This window comes from Saccharothrix isguenensis, from assembly GCF_052936305.1.
Map to the genome: position 1 here is coordinate 5,588,141 of NZ_CP193626.1, position 13,842 is coordinate 5,601,982.

Sequence of the window (13,842 nt, forward strand, 5' to 3'; positions counted from 1 at the left end):
GTGGGTCAGAGGCCCAGGAAGTGCACGCCGCCGTCGACGAACACCATCGAGCCGGTGGTGGCGGGGAACCAGTCGGACAGCAGCCCGCACACCGACTGGGCGACCGGCGTCGGGTCGTCCACGTTCCAGCCCAGCGGCGCCCGCTCGGCCCACATGGACTCCAGGTCCGAGAAGCCGGGGATCGACTTGGCGGCCATCGTGCGCACCGGGCCGGCCGAGACGAGGTTCACCCGGATGCCCTGCGGGCCCAGGTCGCGCGCCATGTAGCGGTTGATCGACTCGAACGCCGCCTTGGCCGCGCCCATCCAGTTGTAGGCGGGCCACGCCTGGCGGGCGTCGAAGTCGAGGCCGACCACGGACGCGCCGCGGCCCATCAGCGGCAGGGCGGCCTGCACCAGCGCCTTGTAGGAGTACGCCGAGACGTGCATGGCCGTGGCCACGTCCTCCCACGGCGCGTCCATGAACGGCGCGCCCAGGCACGACGGCGGCGCGTAGCCGACGGCGTGCACGACGCCGTCGAGGCCGTCCACGTGCTCGCGGACCCGGTCGGCCAGCGTGTCCAGGTGCTCCTGGTTCTGCACGTCCAGCTCGACCACCGGCGCGACCTGCGGCAGGCGCTTGGCGATGCGCTCCACCAGGGTCATCCGGCCGAAGCCGGTCAACACGACCTGCGCGCCCTGCTCCTGCGCGACCCTGGCCACGTGGAAGGCGATCGACGCGTCCGTGATCACCCCGGTGACCAGCAGCCGCTTGCCTTCGAGCAGTCCCGTCACTGAAACGTCCTCCGGAATGTTGTGCTTGGTGGGAAGTCGGTGGGTCCGGCGTCCTCAGTGGCCCATGCCGAGGCCGCCGTCGACCGGCAGCACCGCGCCGGTGATGTAGGCGGCGGCGTCGGAGGCCAGGAACGTGACGGCGGCGGCGATCTCGTCGGTCGTGCCGTAACGGCCCGCCGGCACCTGGGCGAGGATCTGGTCCCGGCGCTCCTCGGGCAGCGCGTCGGTCATGTCCGTGGTGATGAACCCGGGCGCGACGACGTTCGCGGTGATGTTGCGGCTGCCCAGCTCACGGGCGATCGAGCGGGCGACGCCGACCATGCCCGCCTTGCTCGCCGCGTAGTTGACCTGGCCCGCGCCGCCGGCGAGGCCGACCACGGACGAGATGAACACGATCCGGCCGTAGCGCTTGCGCAGCATCCCCCTGGACGCCCGCTGCGCGACCCGGAACGCGCCGGTCAGGTTGGCGTCGAGGACGCGGGTGAACTGCTCGTCGGTCATCCGCAGCAGCAGCGTGTCGTCGGTGATGCCCGCGTTGGCCACGAGCACCTCGACCGGTCCGTGCGCCGCCTCGACCTCGGCGAACGCCGCGTCGACCTCGGCGGAGCCGGTCACGTCGCACTTGACACCGAGCAGGCCCTCGGGCGCGCCGGACCCGCGGTGCGTGACCGCGACCTTGTCGCCCTGCGCGGCGAACGCGCGCGCGATCGCCAGGCCGATGCCCCGGTTGCCTCCGGTGACCAGAACGGACCTCGACACGCTTGCTCCCATCACTGCTGGTTGAGAAGGGGAAGGTTGATGCGGGCGAGGCTATCCCGTACCAACGGGTACGCCATCATCGGCCGGAGGTGGATCACAATCGGTCCGTGACCGGTTTCGTCGAGCGACTCCGGGCGGCGGTGCACGGCGACGTGCTCGCCGACCCGGCCGACCGCGCCCTCTACTCCGTCGACGCCTCCAACTACCGGCACGTGCCAACGGTCGTGGTCAGACCCCGGACGGTGGACGCGGTCGTGGCCGCGGTGGGGGTGGCCGCCGAGCACGGCGTGCCGATCACGAACCGGGGCGCGGGCACGTCGATCGCGGGCAACTCGGCGGGCGCCGGGATGGTGATCGACTTCTCCCGCTACCTCGACCAGGTGATCTCGATCGACCCGGACGAGCGGATCGCGGTGGTCCGGCCGGGGGTGGTGCTGGACCGGCTCAACGACGAGGCCCGGCCGCACGGGCTGGTGTTCGGGCCCGATCCGTCCACCCACTCGCGCTGCACGCTCGGCGGGATGATCGGCAACGACGCGTGCGGCGCGCACTCCGTCGCCTGGGGCAAGACCAGCGACAACGTGCGCGCGCTGGACGTGCTGCTGGCCGACGGCCGCCGGTTCGACACCCGCACTCCCCCGCCGCTGGACCTGCCGGACGTGGACCCGGCGTGGTTCCCCGCGCTGGACCGGCGGGTCTCCGGGTACCGGCTGGACGCCTTGCCGGACCTGACCAGGGCGTTGGTCGGCTCCGAGGGCACGTGCGTCACCGTGCTGGGCGCGACCCTGCGCCTGGTGGAGGCTCCGCCGCGCCGGGTGCTGGCGGTGCTCGGGTTCGACGGCCCGTACGACGCGGCGGACCTCGCCCCGGCGCTGCGCGAGCTGGACGTGCTCACGATCGAGGGCCTGAACGTCGAGCTGGCACGGGCCGCGGGCGGCTCGCGGCGGCTGCTGCCGCGCGGTGAGAGCTGGCTGTTCGTGGAGGCGGCCGAGGACGCGGTCGCGCACCAGGCCGCCGCGCTCGCGCCGCACTCCCTGGTGGTGACCGATCCGGCGCGGCAGCGCGCGCTGTGGCGGGTGCGCGAGGAAGGCGCGGGGCTCGCGACCCGGATGGCGGACGGCGGTGAGGCGTGGTCCGGGTGGGAGGACGCGGCCGTGCCGCCCGAGCGGTTGGGCGCCTACCTGCGGGAGTTCGACGCGTTGCTGGCGGGGCACGGGCGGCGCGGCGTCACGTACGGGCACTACGGCGAGGGCTGCCTGCACGTGCGGATCGACTTCGACTTCGCGCGGGGGCACCGGTCGTTCGTGGAGGACGCGGCGGACCTCGTGGTGGCGCACGGCGGGTCGTTGTCCGGCGAGCACGGCGACGGGCAGGCGCGGTCGGAGCTGCTGCCCCGGATGTACCCGCCGGCCGCCATCCGGGCGTTCGCGCGGTTCAAGGCGGCGTTCGACCCGGAGAACCGGATGAACCCGGGGCGGATCGTCGCGCCGGCGAAGCTGGACGCCGACCTGCGGGTGCTGGTCTCTCCCCCGGTGATCCCGACCCGCGCGGCGCTGGCGTTGCGGGCGGATGGCGGTGACCTGGCGGCGGCGACGCGGCGGTGCGTCGGGGTGGGCAAGTGCCTGAACACGTCCGGCGGGGTGATGTGCCCGAGCTACCGGGTGACGCGGGAGGAGAAGCACTCCACCCGCGGACGCGCGCGGCTGCTGTTCGAGATGCTGGGCGGGCAGGTGGTGCGCGGCGGGTGGCGGTCGGAGGAGGTCCGTGAGGCGCTGGACCTGTGCCTGGCGTGCAAGGGGTGCAAGCGGGACTGCCCGGTGGACGTGGACATGGCCACGTACAAGGCGGAGTTCCTGCACCACCACTACCGGCGGCGGGTGCGGCCGGCGGCGCACTACTCGATGGGGTGGCTGCCGTTGTGGCTGCGGCTGCGGCTGGTGAACCGGGTGAGCGCCCGGTTCGCGCGGTTCGGCGGGGTGGCCCCGGAACGGCCGCTGCCCGTGCCGGTGCGGTCGTTCCAGTCGCGGTTCTCCCCGGTCGGGGGCGGTGACCGGGTGCTGCTGTTCCCGGACACGTTCACCAACCACTTCGAGCCGGAGGTCGGCTTCGACGCGGCGGCGGTGCTCGGGCACGTCGGTCAGGGTGTCGAGGTGCCCGCGCCGGCGGTGTGCTGCGGGTTGACGTGGTTCTCCACGGGGCAGTTGGGCGTGGCGCGGCGGGTGGTGCGGCGGACGGCGCGGGTGCTGCGGCCGTGGACGCGGGACGGGGTGCCGGTGGTCGGGTTGGAGCCGAGCTGCGCGGCGTTCCTGCGTTCCGACGCGGTGGAGGTGGCGGGCGACGACCCCGACGTGGTGCGGCTGGCGGAGTCGGTGCGGACGTTCGCCGAGCACGTGTCGCCGTTGCTGGAGCCGCTGCCTGAGCCGGTGTCGGGGTCGCCGTCGGGGCCGCTGTCGGGGCCGCCGTCCGGTGTGGAGCGGGCGGTCGTGCAGCCGCACTGCCACCAGTACGCCGAGCTGGGCCTGGACGCCGACCGCGACCTGTTGGCGAAGGCCGGCGTCACCGCGTCCCTGCTCGAGGGCTGCTGCGGCCTGGCCGGCAACTTCGGGTTCGAACGCGGCCACTACGACGTGTCGATGGCGGTCGGCGAGGAGACCCTGTTCCCCGCCGTGCGCTCCGCCGCCCCGGGCACCGCGATCGTCGCGGACGGCTTCAGCTGCCGCACCCAGGTCCGCCACGGCTCCGACGCCGAGCCGGTGCACACGGCCACCCTGCTCAGGCGGCGGTTGGGCATCTAGCCGGTTGGGCATCCAGCCGGTCGGGCATCCAGCCGGTCGGGCATCCAGCCAACGGGCATCCAGGCGGTCGGGCATCCAGCGGGAGCCATTCCGCCGGGCCGGCGCTCCCGGTCGTCAGGCCTCGGTCCAGGTGGCGACCCAGTACTCGACGAAACGACCGTCCCGGACCCGCAGGATGTCGTTGCCGAAGAAGCTCGTCGGCCCCTCGGCCGTCCTGCCGCGACCGGTCCAGCGCGCCGCGACGAGGTCGCCTTCGACGACGGGGCCGACGACGAGGGTGAAGGACAGGTCGGTGAACATCGCGTGGGTCTCGCCGACGACGGCGGCGAGACCGGCCGGCCCGGTGACGTCGCGGTCGGGCCAATGCCCGACGAAGTCCGCGCCGACCAGCCGCTCGGCGGCCTCGGGGTCGCCGTTCCACAGCTCGTCGAGCCACCGCCGGTACAGATCGTGGGTTGGGGTCGAGACCATGCCCGGGGGTTTGCCCGTGACCGGCACGCCGAATCACCCGTGCGTCGGGTGGGCGGATGCGGTCCAGCGCCGGGGTGGGCGCGGGCGGCTCCGGCCGGCGGGTCCTGCGACGGTGGTGACCCGCTCGCACGCCGTCGACCTGGTTCGGCGACGACCCGCGATCCAGTCGAACACAGGTTCGAATCCTGCCGTCGAACGTGTAGCTGTGGTCACCGAACGGACACAAACCTCAAGAAATGCTCAAGTACGCTTTGTGCGAACTTGCGGGATCCGGTCAACTACCGGCCCATGACCACAAGTCCACCCTTGTCGCCACCGCCGACCGTCCTCGCAGCCGAGGGCGGCACCCTGTCGACCATCGAACAGGCCATCAACAACGCGTTCACCCCGATCTCCGAGGCCGTCTCGGGCTTCATCTTCGCCGAGATCACCGTCTTCGGCGTGACGTTCCCGTGGATCGTCGGCTGGTTGGTGCTGGCCGCCGCCGTCTTCACCGCGTACTTCGGCGTCATCCAGATCCGCGGCTTCGGCACCGCCATCCGGATCCTCCGCGGCAAGCACAGCAAGCCGGACGACCCCGGCGAGATCACCCACTTCCAGGCGCTCAGCTCCGCCGTGTCGGGCACCGTCGGCCTCGGCAACATCGCCGGTGTCGGCGTCGCGGTGACCATCGGCGGCGCGGGCGCGACGTTCTGGATGATCCTGGCCGGCCTGCTCGGCATGTGCACGAAGTTCGTCGAGTGCACGCTCGGTGTGAAGTACCGGGACGTGCACGAGGACGGCTCGGTGTCCGGCGGCCCGATGCACTACCTGCGCAAGGGCCTGGCCGAGCGGTTCCCCAACGCGGCCGGCCGCGGTGTGGGCCGGGTGCTCGCCGTGGGCGCGGCGATCATGATCCTGTTCTTCGGGATCGCGGGCGGCAACATGTTCCAGGCCAACCAGACGTTCGCGCAGATCCGCTCCGTGACGGGCGGCTCGGACGGCTTCCTCGGGGGCGACGGCGCGGCGCTCGTGTTCGGCATCATCCTGGCCGTGGTGGTCGGTGCGGTCATCATCGGCGGCATCAAGTCCATCGGCCGGGTCACCGGCAAGCTGGTGCCCGCGATGGCGATCGTCTACGTCGCCGCGTGCCTCATCGTGATCCTGCTGAACGTCACCTCGATCCCCGCCGCGATCGGTGAGATCATCGGCGGCGCGTTCAGCGCCGACAGCGTCGCGGGAGGCGCTATCGGCGCGATGATCGTCGGGTTCCAGCGGGCCGCGTTCTCCAACGAGGCGGGCCTCGGTTCGGCGTCCATCGCGCACTCCGCGGTGAAGACCCGCCGTCCGGTCACCGAGGGGTACGTGGCGCTGCTCGAACCCTTCATCGACACCGTCGTCATCTGCACGATGACCGCGCTGACCATCGTGGTGGCGCAGACCCAGTTCTGGAAGGACGCCCAGGCGACCGTCGCGGCGGGCGGCCCCCGGCCGGACGGCGTCACGGTCACCTCGGAGTCGTTCGGCACGGTGCTGCCGTGGTTCCCGTACGTGCTGACGGTGGCGGTGGTCCTGTTCGCCGTGTCCACGATCATCACGTGGAGCTACTACGGCGAGAAGGCGTGGGTCTACCTGTTCGGCAAGAGCAAGGGCAGCGAGACCGCCTACCGCGTCATCTTCTGCGCGTTCATCATCGTCGGCTCGGTGCTCACGCTGGGCAGCGTGCTGGACTTCGCCGACGCGGTGCTGTTCACGCTGGCGCTGTTCAACATCATCGGTCTGTACCTGCTCGCACCGGTGGTGAAGCGGGAGCTGAAGGCGTTCCGGGCGTCGCTCGCGGAGGAGCGCGCGGAGGCCGACCTAGAGAAGAAGTGACCGGACGGGTGGCGGCCGGCAGGGGTGCGGGCCGCCACCCGGCGGGAACGACCAGGCCCGGGACAACCCGGCAGGGCCGGGGCCGGCACGTCCAGGACCAGCACTCCCAGGCCTCGGCACGTCCAAGGCTCGGCAGGCTCAGGCCTCGGGCCGGGTCTGCGACGTGATCCAGTCCAGGTAGTCGGGGTTGCCGCCGAGCACCGGCAGCGCCAGCACCTCGGGCACGTCGTAGGTGTGGCGCGCCCTGACGAACTCGGTCAGCTCGTCCACCCGGTCGTAGGCGGTCTTGATCCAGAGCTGCCACTCGCGGTCGTCCCGCACGTCGCCGTCCCACCGGTAGACGCTGCGGATCGGACTGCTGATCTGCACGCAAGCGGCCAGGCGTGCCTCCACGATCGCCCGCGCCAACGTGCCGGCCGCGTCCTCGCTGTCGGTGGTGGTGATGACCACGACGTGGTTGTCGCTCATCCACCGGAGGGTAGCGCCAGAGCGGCGACGCCGAACTCCCCGAGCGTGACGGAGTCCGTGACGGGTGCACCCGTCAGCAGGTCGACGTGCACGCCGGGCACGTCCACCCGCACGTCCGGCACACCGTGGTTGACCAGGAACAGCACGTCACCGCGGCGCACCACCTCCACCCCGCGCGGCACGTCCAGCACCGGTTCGACGCCGACCGACGCGACCACCAGGGACAGCAGCCGGCGCATCGCACCGGCGGACGGCCGGGTGCCCACGTACCAGGCGGCGCCGGCGCCGAACGCGTTGCGCAGCACCACCGGCACGCCGTCGACCACCGACGCGATCACCTCGGCGCCCTCGGTCCGCAGGTCGTCGTACCAGAAGTCGGCGGTGAACTCCCCCAGCGCCTCCGAGGCGCACTCCAGCACCTCGTCCGGCCCGAGCGGCACCATCTCCTCGACGCGCAGGCCCAGCATCTCCCGGAACGGCGCCGGGTAGCCGCCGAGGCGCACCCGGTCGTGCTCGTCCACCACGCCGGAGAAGAAGCCCATCACCACCGTCCCGCCGTCCTCCACGTAGGACAGCAGCGGCTCCGCGTCACGCACCAGGTACAGGTTCGGCACCACCACCAGCCGGTACGCCGACAGGTCCGCCGAGGGGTGCGCGAAGTCCACCGTCACGCCCAGGTCGAACAGCGGCTCGTAGAAGTCCCGCAGCCGGCCGAGCAGGTCGAAATCGCCCGACGGGTGCGCGTCCAGCTCCGCCGCCCACCAGCTCTCCCAGTCCAGCACCACGGCCACCGACGCGGTGACCGACGCGCCGGCCACGCGCTCCAGCGCTCGCAGGTCCACCCCCAGGCCGACCACCTCGCGGAACACCCGGCTGTCCGGACCGGCGTGCGGCACCATCCCGGAGTGGTACTTCTCCGCGCCGCCACGGGACGCGCGCCACTGGAAGAAGCACACGGCGTCCGCACCGCGCGCCACCGCCTGCACCGATTGGGCGCGCAGCTGCCCGGCCGGTTTCGGCGGGTTGCGCCGCCGCCAGTTCACCGCGCTCGCCGCCTGCTCCATCAGCACCCACGGCCCGCCCGCCAGCGACCGCATCAGGTCGAAGCTCAACGCGCTCATCACGTGCCCGGTCGGGTCGAAGGGGTCGGGGTACCAGTCGTGCGACACGACGTCCTCGTGCCGGGCCAGCTCCCAGTAGTCCATCGGCTGCTGCAGGCCCATGAAGTTCGTCGTCACCGGCACGTCCGGCGCGGCCCGCCGCAGCACGTCCCGTTCGGCCACGAAGCACTCCAGCAAGGCGTCCGAGCAGAACCGGGCGAAGTCCAGCCGCTGCGCGGGGTTGATCAGGTACGGCGCGCGGCGCGGCGGGATGACCTCGGCCCACGAACCGTAGCCCTGGCTCCAGAACGTGGTGCTCCACGCGTCGTTCAGCGCGTCCAGCGACCCGTGCCGGTCCCGCAGCCACGAGCGGAAGTGCGCGGCGGTCACGTCGCAGTGGCACACCTGCCCCAGCTCGTTGCCCACGTGCCACAACGCCAGCGCGGGGTGCCCGGCGTACCGCTCCGCCAGGTCCGAGACCAGCGACAGCGCGTGCTCCCGGTACACCGGCGAGGACGGGCAGAACTGGTTGCGCGACCCGTAGGCCAACCGCCGGCCGTCGAAGTCGACCGGCAGCGTCTCCGGGTGGCGGTGCCCGAGCCACGGCGGCGGCGACGCGGTCGGTGTGGCCAGGAAGACCTCGACGCCGCCACCGTGCAGCAGGTCGAGCACCCGGTCCAGCCAGCCGAAGTCGCGCTCACCCGGCCGCGGCTCGATGCGGGCCCAGGAGAACACGCCGACCGTCACGGTGTTCACGCCCGCCCGGCGCATCAGCTCGACGTCCTCGGCCCACACCTCCTCCGGCCACTGCTCCGGGTTGTAGTCGCCGCCGTAGCGCAGGCCCCTCATCCCTTGATCGCCCCCACGATGACGCCCTTGGTGAAGTGCTTCTGCACGAACGGGTAGATCACCAGCACCGGGATCACCGCGAGCACGATCACGGCCATCTTGATCGCGAGCGTGGCCACGGCGCCGCCCGCGCCGGGCAGCGCGGAGTCGACCACGCTCGCGCCCGGGATCGGCTGGCCTTGCAGCACGAACGCCCGCAGCACCATCTGCAACGGCCACTTGTCGTTGGAGTTGAGGTACAGGAAGGCGTTGAAGAACGCGTTCCAGTAGCCCACCCCGTAGAACAGCGCGATGACCGCCGTGACGCCCTTGGACAGCGGCAGCACGATCTTGGTCAGCACGCCGAACTCGCTCGCGCCGTCGATGCGGGCGCTGTCGATGATCTCCCCCGGCAGGTTCATGAAGAACGACCGCAGCACCACCAGGTTGAACGCCGCCACCGCGCCCGGCAGGATCAGCGACGCGTACGTGTCCAGCAGGCCCAGCGAGCTGACCAGCAGGTACGTCGGGATCAGGCCCGGTCCGAACAGGAACGTCAGCAGCACCACGAACAGCAGCGGCCGGTGCGCGAACGACCCCGGCCGGGACAGCCCGTAGGCCGCCAGCAGCGTCACCACCGTGCTGAAGAACGTGCCGACGACCGTGATGCCGGTGCTGACGAGCACCGACCTGGTCACCACGCCGCCGGCCAGCAGCTCCTCGTACGCGCCGAAGCTGAACCCGTCCGGCACGATCACCAGGCCGCCGGCGGCGGTGATGGTGGCGGCCGGCGACACGCTCGTCACCAGCACCACCCACAACGGGAACAGCACGGCCAGCACCACCAGCGCGACCAGCACGCCCTTCGCGGTCTGGCCCAGCTTGGTGGGCGGCTCGTCCCACGCCGGACGTTGCCCCCTGCGCGGGGGATTCCTGTGCGTCGAACCTCTGGACGCCACTGCCGTCGTCACCGGGAGTACACCCCCTGCTCGCCCACCATGTGCGCCACCTTGTTGGCCACCACCACGAGTGCCAGGCCGATCAACCCCTTGATCAGGCCCGCCGCGGCGGCGTACGAGTAGTCGCTGTTCACCACACCGGTGAAGTACACGTACGTGTCCAGCACTTCCGCCGCCTCGTGGCCGACCGCGTCGCGTTGCAGCAGGAACTGCTCGAAGCCGACGGTCAGCGCCTCGCCCAGCCGCAGGATCAGCAGCAGCACGATCACCGGCACCAACGCGGGCAGCGTCACGTGCCACATCCGCCGCCACCGGCCCGCCCCGTCGACCGCCGCCGCCTCGTACAACGACGTGTCCACGGTGGACAAGGCGGCCAGGAACACGATCGCGCCCCAGCCCGCGTCCTTCCACACCGACTGGGCCGTCACCAGCGCGATGAACAGGTCGGGGTCGGTCATGACGTCGAACGCCGAGGCGCCGCTCGACCGCAGCACCTGGTTGAGCACCCCGGCCCCGCCCAGCATCTGCTGGAACAGCGTGATCACCAGCACCCACGAGAAGAAGTGCGGCAGGTACACCACGCTCTGCACGAACATCCGCAGCCGGGGGCTCAGCAGGCTGTGCACCAGCAGCGCCAGTCCGATCGGGATCGGGAAGTAGAACACCAGCTGGAAGCCGGTGATCACCAGCGTGTTGACCGTGGCGTCCCAGAAGTCCGGGTCGTCCAGGATGCGGGCGAAGTTCGACAGGCCCGTCCACGGGCTCTGCGCCATGCCGATGTACGGCGAGTAGTCCTGGAACGCGACCACGTTGCCCAGCAGCGGCACGTAGTGGAACACGGTGAGCAGCCCGATGGCGGGCGCCACCATGACCAGCAGCACCCAGTCGCGTCGCAGTCTGCGGCGCCAGCCCGCACGCCGGCCGGCGGCTGCCGGCGTGCGGGGCTCGACGGAAGGCCGGTCGAGCAGGTCAGCGCCCGGCATCGGAGAGTGCCTTGTCGTAGAACTCGCGCAGTTCGTTCCCGCCTGCCTTGCGCCAGTCCTCGGCCAGCTGGTCCATGTCGGTCACCGGCCGGCGCCCGCGGAGGATGTCGTTCGTCCGGTCCTCGAACTGCTTGGGCAGCTTGGTGTGCTCGGCCGGCTCCTCGATGCGCAGGCCGAACGTCGGCGGCTCCACCTTGTGCTGGTAGGCGTCCGCGTACCAGGCGTGCTTGGCCTTGACGAAGTCCGGGTACTGGGCGTCGACGATGGACTCCGGCGGGGCCGACATGAACCCGTAGGTGAGCGTGACCTCCTTGCGCCCCAGGTCGTTGAGGCCCGGTGCGCCGGCCGCGTCGCGGACGCTGTGCTTGCCCTCGACCCCGTAGTTGATCAGGTAGTGCTCCTTGGTGCCGACGGGTGCGGCGACGAAGTTGGTCAGCCGCAGCAGTTCCTTGATCCGCTCGGCCGGGAGGTCCTTGCGGAACAGGGTCACCATCGCCGTGGGCGCTGTCACCACGTACCGGGGCTTGCCGCCGTCGTGCGCGAACAGGGGCATGGCGTCCATGCCGAACGCCGGGTTGGCCGGCCGCTGCCGCCGCATCGCCTCGGCCCAGCCGCCCATGCCGATCTGGTCGATCAGCATCTGGCCGCCCTCGAACAGCTCCTTGATGCCCGTGGTGTTGCCCGCCACGACGTTCGGGTGCACGAATCCCGCGTCGTACAGCGAGCGGGTGAACTTCACCGCTTCCTTGTACGCCTCGGTCTCGATCTTGTTGACGACCTTGCCGGACGAGTCGCGGCTCCAGTCGCCCGGGTCGCCGAAGACCCGGAGCATCGAGCGGAACACGTCGCCGAGCGCCCACCGGTTCGCGCCGGGGTCGTTGACCTTCTTGCAGAGCTGGAAGAACTCGTCGGCGTTCTGCGGCACCGAACCGCCGAGCTGCTCGATGATGTCCTTGCGGTAGAAGAGCGCCTCGGGGAACAGCTCGCCCCGAAAGGGGACGCCGTAGAGCCGCCCGCCGTAGACGCACGCGTGCCACGTGTCGCTCGGGATGTTGGCCAGCAGCGGGTAGTCCTCGACCTTGTCACCGCTGAGCAGGTCGGTCAGGTCGGCGAACACCTGGCCCACGCCCTCGCTGAACCGGGGCGGGATGGTGAACGTCGGCATCACGGTGATCTCGGGCACCTGCTTGGCCGCCACCATCGCGCTCAGCTTCGCCAGGTAGTCCGTGCCCTGCACCTGCTCGAACTTGACCGTCCCGCCGATGCGCTGGTTGACGGCCTCCCAGTAGGAGTTGTCGCCCAGCCCTGGCGGCAGCGGCCAGAACGCGGGCGTCATCGCGGTGACCTCGCCACCGTTCAACACCTCGCCCTTGACCGCGTCGACCAGGTTCGCGGGGAACTTCAGGTAGCCGGGCACGGACCCGTTCACGCCGGGCAGGTCCGGCTTGACGAAGTCGATCGGGATGTAGGAGGGCAGCACCTTGGCCAGCGCGTCCGCGCCCAGCGCGGTGCCGGTGTGCTGTGCGGCGGGACTGCCGCAGCCCACGACGAGCGTGCCGCCGGCCACCGCCGTGAAGGTGAGGAAGCCTCTGCGGTTGAGAATCATCGGACAAACGCCCCTTTGCGTCTCATCAGGGAAGTTGTGCGCTTGGGCGCACGAAGAGGTGGTGCGGTCGAGCGGTGCGTCGACCCGTGAGCGGGCTGGACGGCCGGCCGGTTCGCGGTGGCCGTGCAGGTGGAACAGCGGAGTGCGGCGCCGTGGTGGAACCCGAGCCGCCCATCGGTCCTCCCGTGGATCGAAGCGCTTCGAAAGCGCGCGCGGTCAGCGCGAAACAGAAACGGCGCCGGCTCAGCGCGGCGCCGTGCTCGCCCGTTCGGTCAGGCGGGGAGGCAGCAGTGTCAGCGGAGGGGTCGGGGTCCGGTCCAGCTTGGCCATCAGCAGCGCCACCGCGTGGTGGCCCAGCTGCTCGGCGGGCACGGCGACGGACGTCAGCGGCGGCATCAGCCGCTCGGCCTGGTCGTCCGGGCAGATCGCGATCACCGCCACGTCGTCGGGCACCTTGCGGCCCAGCGACCGCAGCACCTCGACCACGGACGGCAGCGCGGCCTCGTTGTGCACCACCAGAGCCGTCACGGACGGGTGCCGCTCCAGCAGGCCGGTGATCGCCACCCGGACCGACTCGTGGTCGGTCTCGGTGGGCAGGGTCGTCGACGAGACGTCACGGCGCATCGCCGCCGCGCTGAACCCGGCCATCGTGCGGTGGGCGAACCCCGTGTCGCGCTGGTAGACCGCACGCGGCGCGCCGACCAGCGCCACGTACCTGTGCCCGAGGTCGGCCAGGTGGTCCACGCACCGCGAGCCCGCCTCGGCGAAGTCGAGGTCCACGCACGTCAGACCCGCCGCGTCGGCGGGGAAGCCGATGAGCACCGACGGGCGGTCCAGCTCGCGCAGCACCGGCACGCGCTCGTCGTGCATCTCCACGTCCATCACCAGCAGGCCGTCGACCTGGGCGCTGCCCGCCACCCGGCGCAGACCCGCCGCACCCTGGTCGGCGGTCACCAGCAGCACGTCGTGGTCGTGCCGGCGGGCCGCGTTGGCGACCGCGACGACGAACTGCATCAGCACCGGCATGTGCATGCCCTCGCGCATCGGCAGCACCAGCGCCAGCACGTTGGCCCGGTTGCTGGCCAGCGACCGGGCGCCCGCGTGGGGGTGGTAGCCCAGCGCCCGCACGCTCGCCTCGACCCGGGCCTTGGTGGCCGAGGAGATCGAGCGGCGGCCGGTGAGCACGTAGGACACCGTGCTGGGCGCGACCCCGGCGTGCCGGGCGACGTCGGCGATCGTGACCACG

The 13,842-nt window shown here is 71.6% G+C and carries 11 protein-coding genes; 2 read left to right on the forward strand and 9 right to left on the reverse strand.

The features are described from left to right. Positions 1–5 precede the first annotated feature (5 nt). A complete protein-coding gene (fabI, locus tag ACRAKI_RS24595; RefSeq protein WP_447002880.1) occupies positions 6–773 on the reverse strand; it encodes an enoyl-ACP reductase FabI in 768 nt (255 codons plus the stop codon). 54 nt (positions 774–827) lie between these two features. Continuing rightward, on the reverse strand, positions 828–1,532 hold the full coding sequence (fabG, locus tag ACRAKI_RS24600) for a 3-oxoacyl-ACP reductase FabG (RefSeq protein WP_447002881.1): 705 nt from the start codon (positions 1,530–1,532) through the stop codon (positions 828–830). A gap of 107 nt (positions 1,533–1,639) precedes the next feature. Between fabG and ACRAKI_RS24605 the strand changes: the two genes are divergently transcribed. Next, positions 1,640–4,327 carry an FAD-binding and (Fe-S)-binding domain-containing protein gene (locus ACRAKI_RS24605; RefSeq protein ID WP_447002882.1) on the forward strand — a complete coding sequence of 896 codons (2,688 nt, stop codon included), beginning with the start codon at positions 1,640–1,642 and terminating at the stop codon, positions 4,325–4,327. A gap of 114 nt (positions 4,328–4,441) precedes the next feature. Here the strand turns inward: ACRAKI_RS24605 and ACRAKI_RS24610 are convergent, their stop codons facing one another. Then, positions 4,442–4,798, reverse strand: coding sequence for an ester cyclase (locus tag ACRAKI_RS24610; RefSeq protein ID WP_447002883.1), 357 nt, complete (start codon positions 4,796–4,798; stop codon positions 4,442–4,444). Between the two features lie 288 nt (positions 4,799–5,086). Here ACRAKI_RS24610 and ACRAKI_RS24615 point away from each other — a divergent pair, with 288 nt between their 5' ends. Beyond that, entirely contained in the window at positions 5,087–6,652 is a 1,566-nt protein-coding gene (locus ACRAKI_RS24615; RefSeq protein WP_447002884.1) for an alanine/glycine:cation symporter family protein, read from the forward strand. Between the two features lie 138 nt (positions 6,653–6,790). Here the strand turns inward: ACRAKI_RS24615 and cutA are convergent, their stop codons facing one another. The 6 genes from cutA to ACRAKI_RS24645 form a co-directional block, all read right to left on the reverse strand. Continuing rightward, a complete protein-coding gene (gene cutA / locus ACRAKI_RS24620; RefSeq protein ID WP_447002885.1) occupies positions 6,791–7,120 on the reverse strand; it encodes a divalent-cation tolerance protein CutA in 330 nt (109 codons plus the stop codon). Further along, positions 7,117–9,069 carry a beta-galactosidase gene (locus ACRAKI_RS24625; protein WP_447002886.1) on the reverse strand — a complete coding sequence of 651 codons (1,953 nt, stop codon included), beginning with the start codon at positions 9,067–9,069 and terminating at the stop codon, positions 7,117–7,119. Before ACRAKI_RS24625 ends, cutA begins: the two co-directional genes overlap by 4 nt. After that, positions 9,066–10,019, reverse strand: coding sequence for a carbohydrate ABC transporter permease (locus ACRAKI_RS24630; protein WP_447002887.1), 954 nt, complete (start codon positions 10,017–10,019; stop codon positions 9,066–9,068). Before ACRAKI_RS24630 ends, ACRAKI_RS24625 begins: the two co-directional genes overlap by 4 nt. Beyond that, a complete protein-coding gene (locus ACRAKI_RS24635; RefSeq protein ID WP_447002888.1) occupies positions 10,016–10,990 on the reverse strand; it encodes an ABC transporter permease in 975 nt (324 codons plus the stop codon). Before ACRAKI_RS24635 ends, ACRAKI_RS24630 begins: the two co-directional genes overlap by 4 nt. After that, on the reverse strand, positions 10,977–12,596 hold the full coding sequence (locus ACRAKI_RS24640) for an extracellular solute-binding protein (RefSeq protein WP_447002889.1): 1,620 nt from the start codon (positions 12,594–12,596) through the stop codon (positions 10,977–10,979). Before ACRAKI_RS24640 ends, ACRAKI_RS24635 begins: the two co-directional genes overlap by 14 nt. Positions 12,597–12,839: 243 nt before the next feature. Further along, positions 12,840–13,841 (reverse strand): LacI family DNA-binding transcriptional regulator, encoded by a 1,002-nt coding sequence (locus tag ACRAKI_RS24645; RefSeq protein WP_447002890.1) that lies wholly within the window; start codon positions 13,839–13,841, stop codon positions 12,840–12,842. Position 13,842 lies beyond the last annotated feature (1 nt).

Excerpts from the sequence above, each read along its gene's own strand:
- ACRAKI_RS24615 (WP_447002884.1), top strand. The coding sequence starts at position 5,087 with ATGACCACAAGTCCACCCTTGTCGCCACCGCCGACCGTCCTCGCAGCC.
- ACRAKI_RS24635 (WP_447002888.1), bottom strand. The coding sequence starts at position 10,990 with ATGCCGGGCGCTGACCTGCTCGACCGGCCTTCCGTCGAGCCCCGCACG.
- cutA (WP_447002885.1), bottom strand. The coding sequence starts at position 7,120 with ATGAGCGACAACCACGTCGTGGTCATCACCACCACCGACAGCGAGGAC.
- ACRAKI_RS24625 (WP_447002886.1), bottom strand. The coding sequence starts at position 9,069 with ATGAGGGGCCTGCGCTACGGCGGCGACTACAACCCGGAGCAGTGGCCG.
- ACRAKI_RS24610 (WP_447002883.1), bottom strand. The coding sequence starts at position 4,798 with ATGGTCTCGACCCCAACCCACGATCTGTACCGGCGGTGGCTCGACGAG.
- ACRAKI_RS24640 (WP_447002889.1), bottom strand. The coding sequence starts at position 12,596 with ATGATTCTCAACCGCAGAGGCTTCCTCACCTTCACGGCGGTGGCCGGC.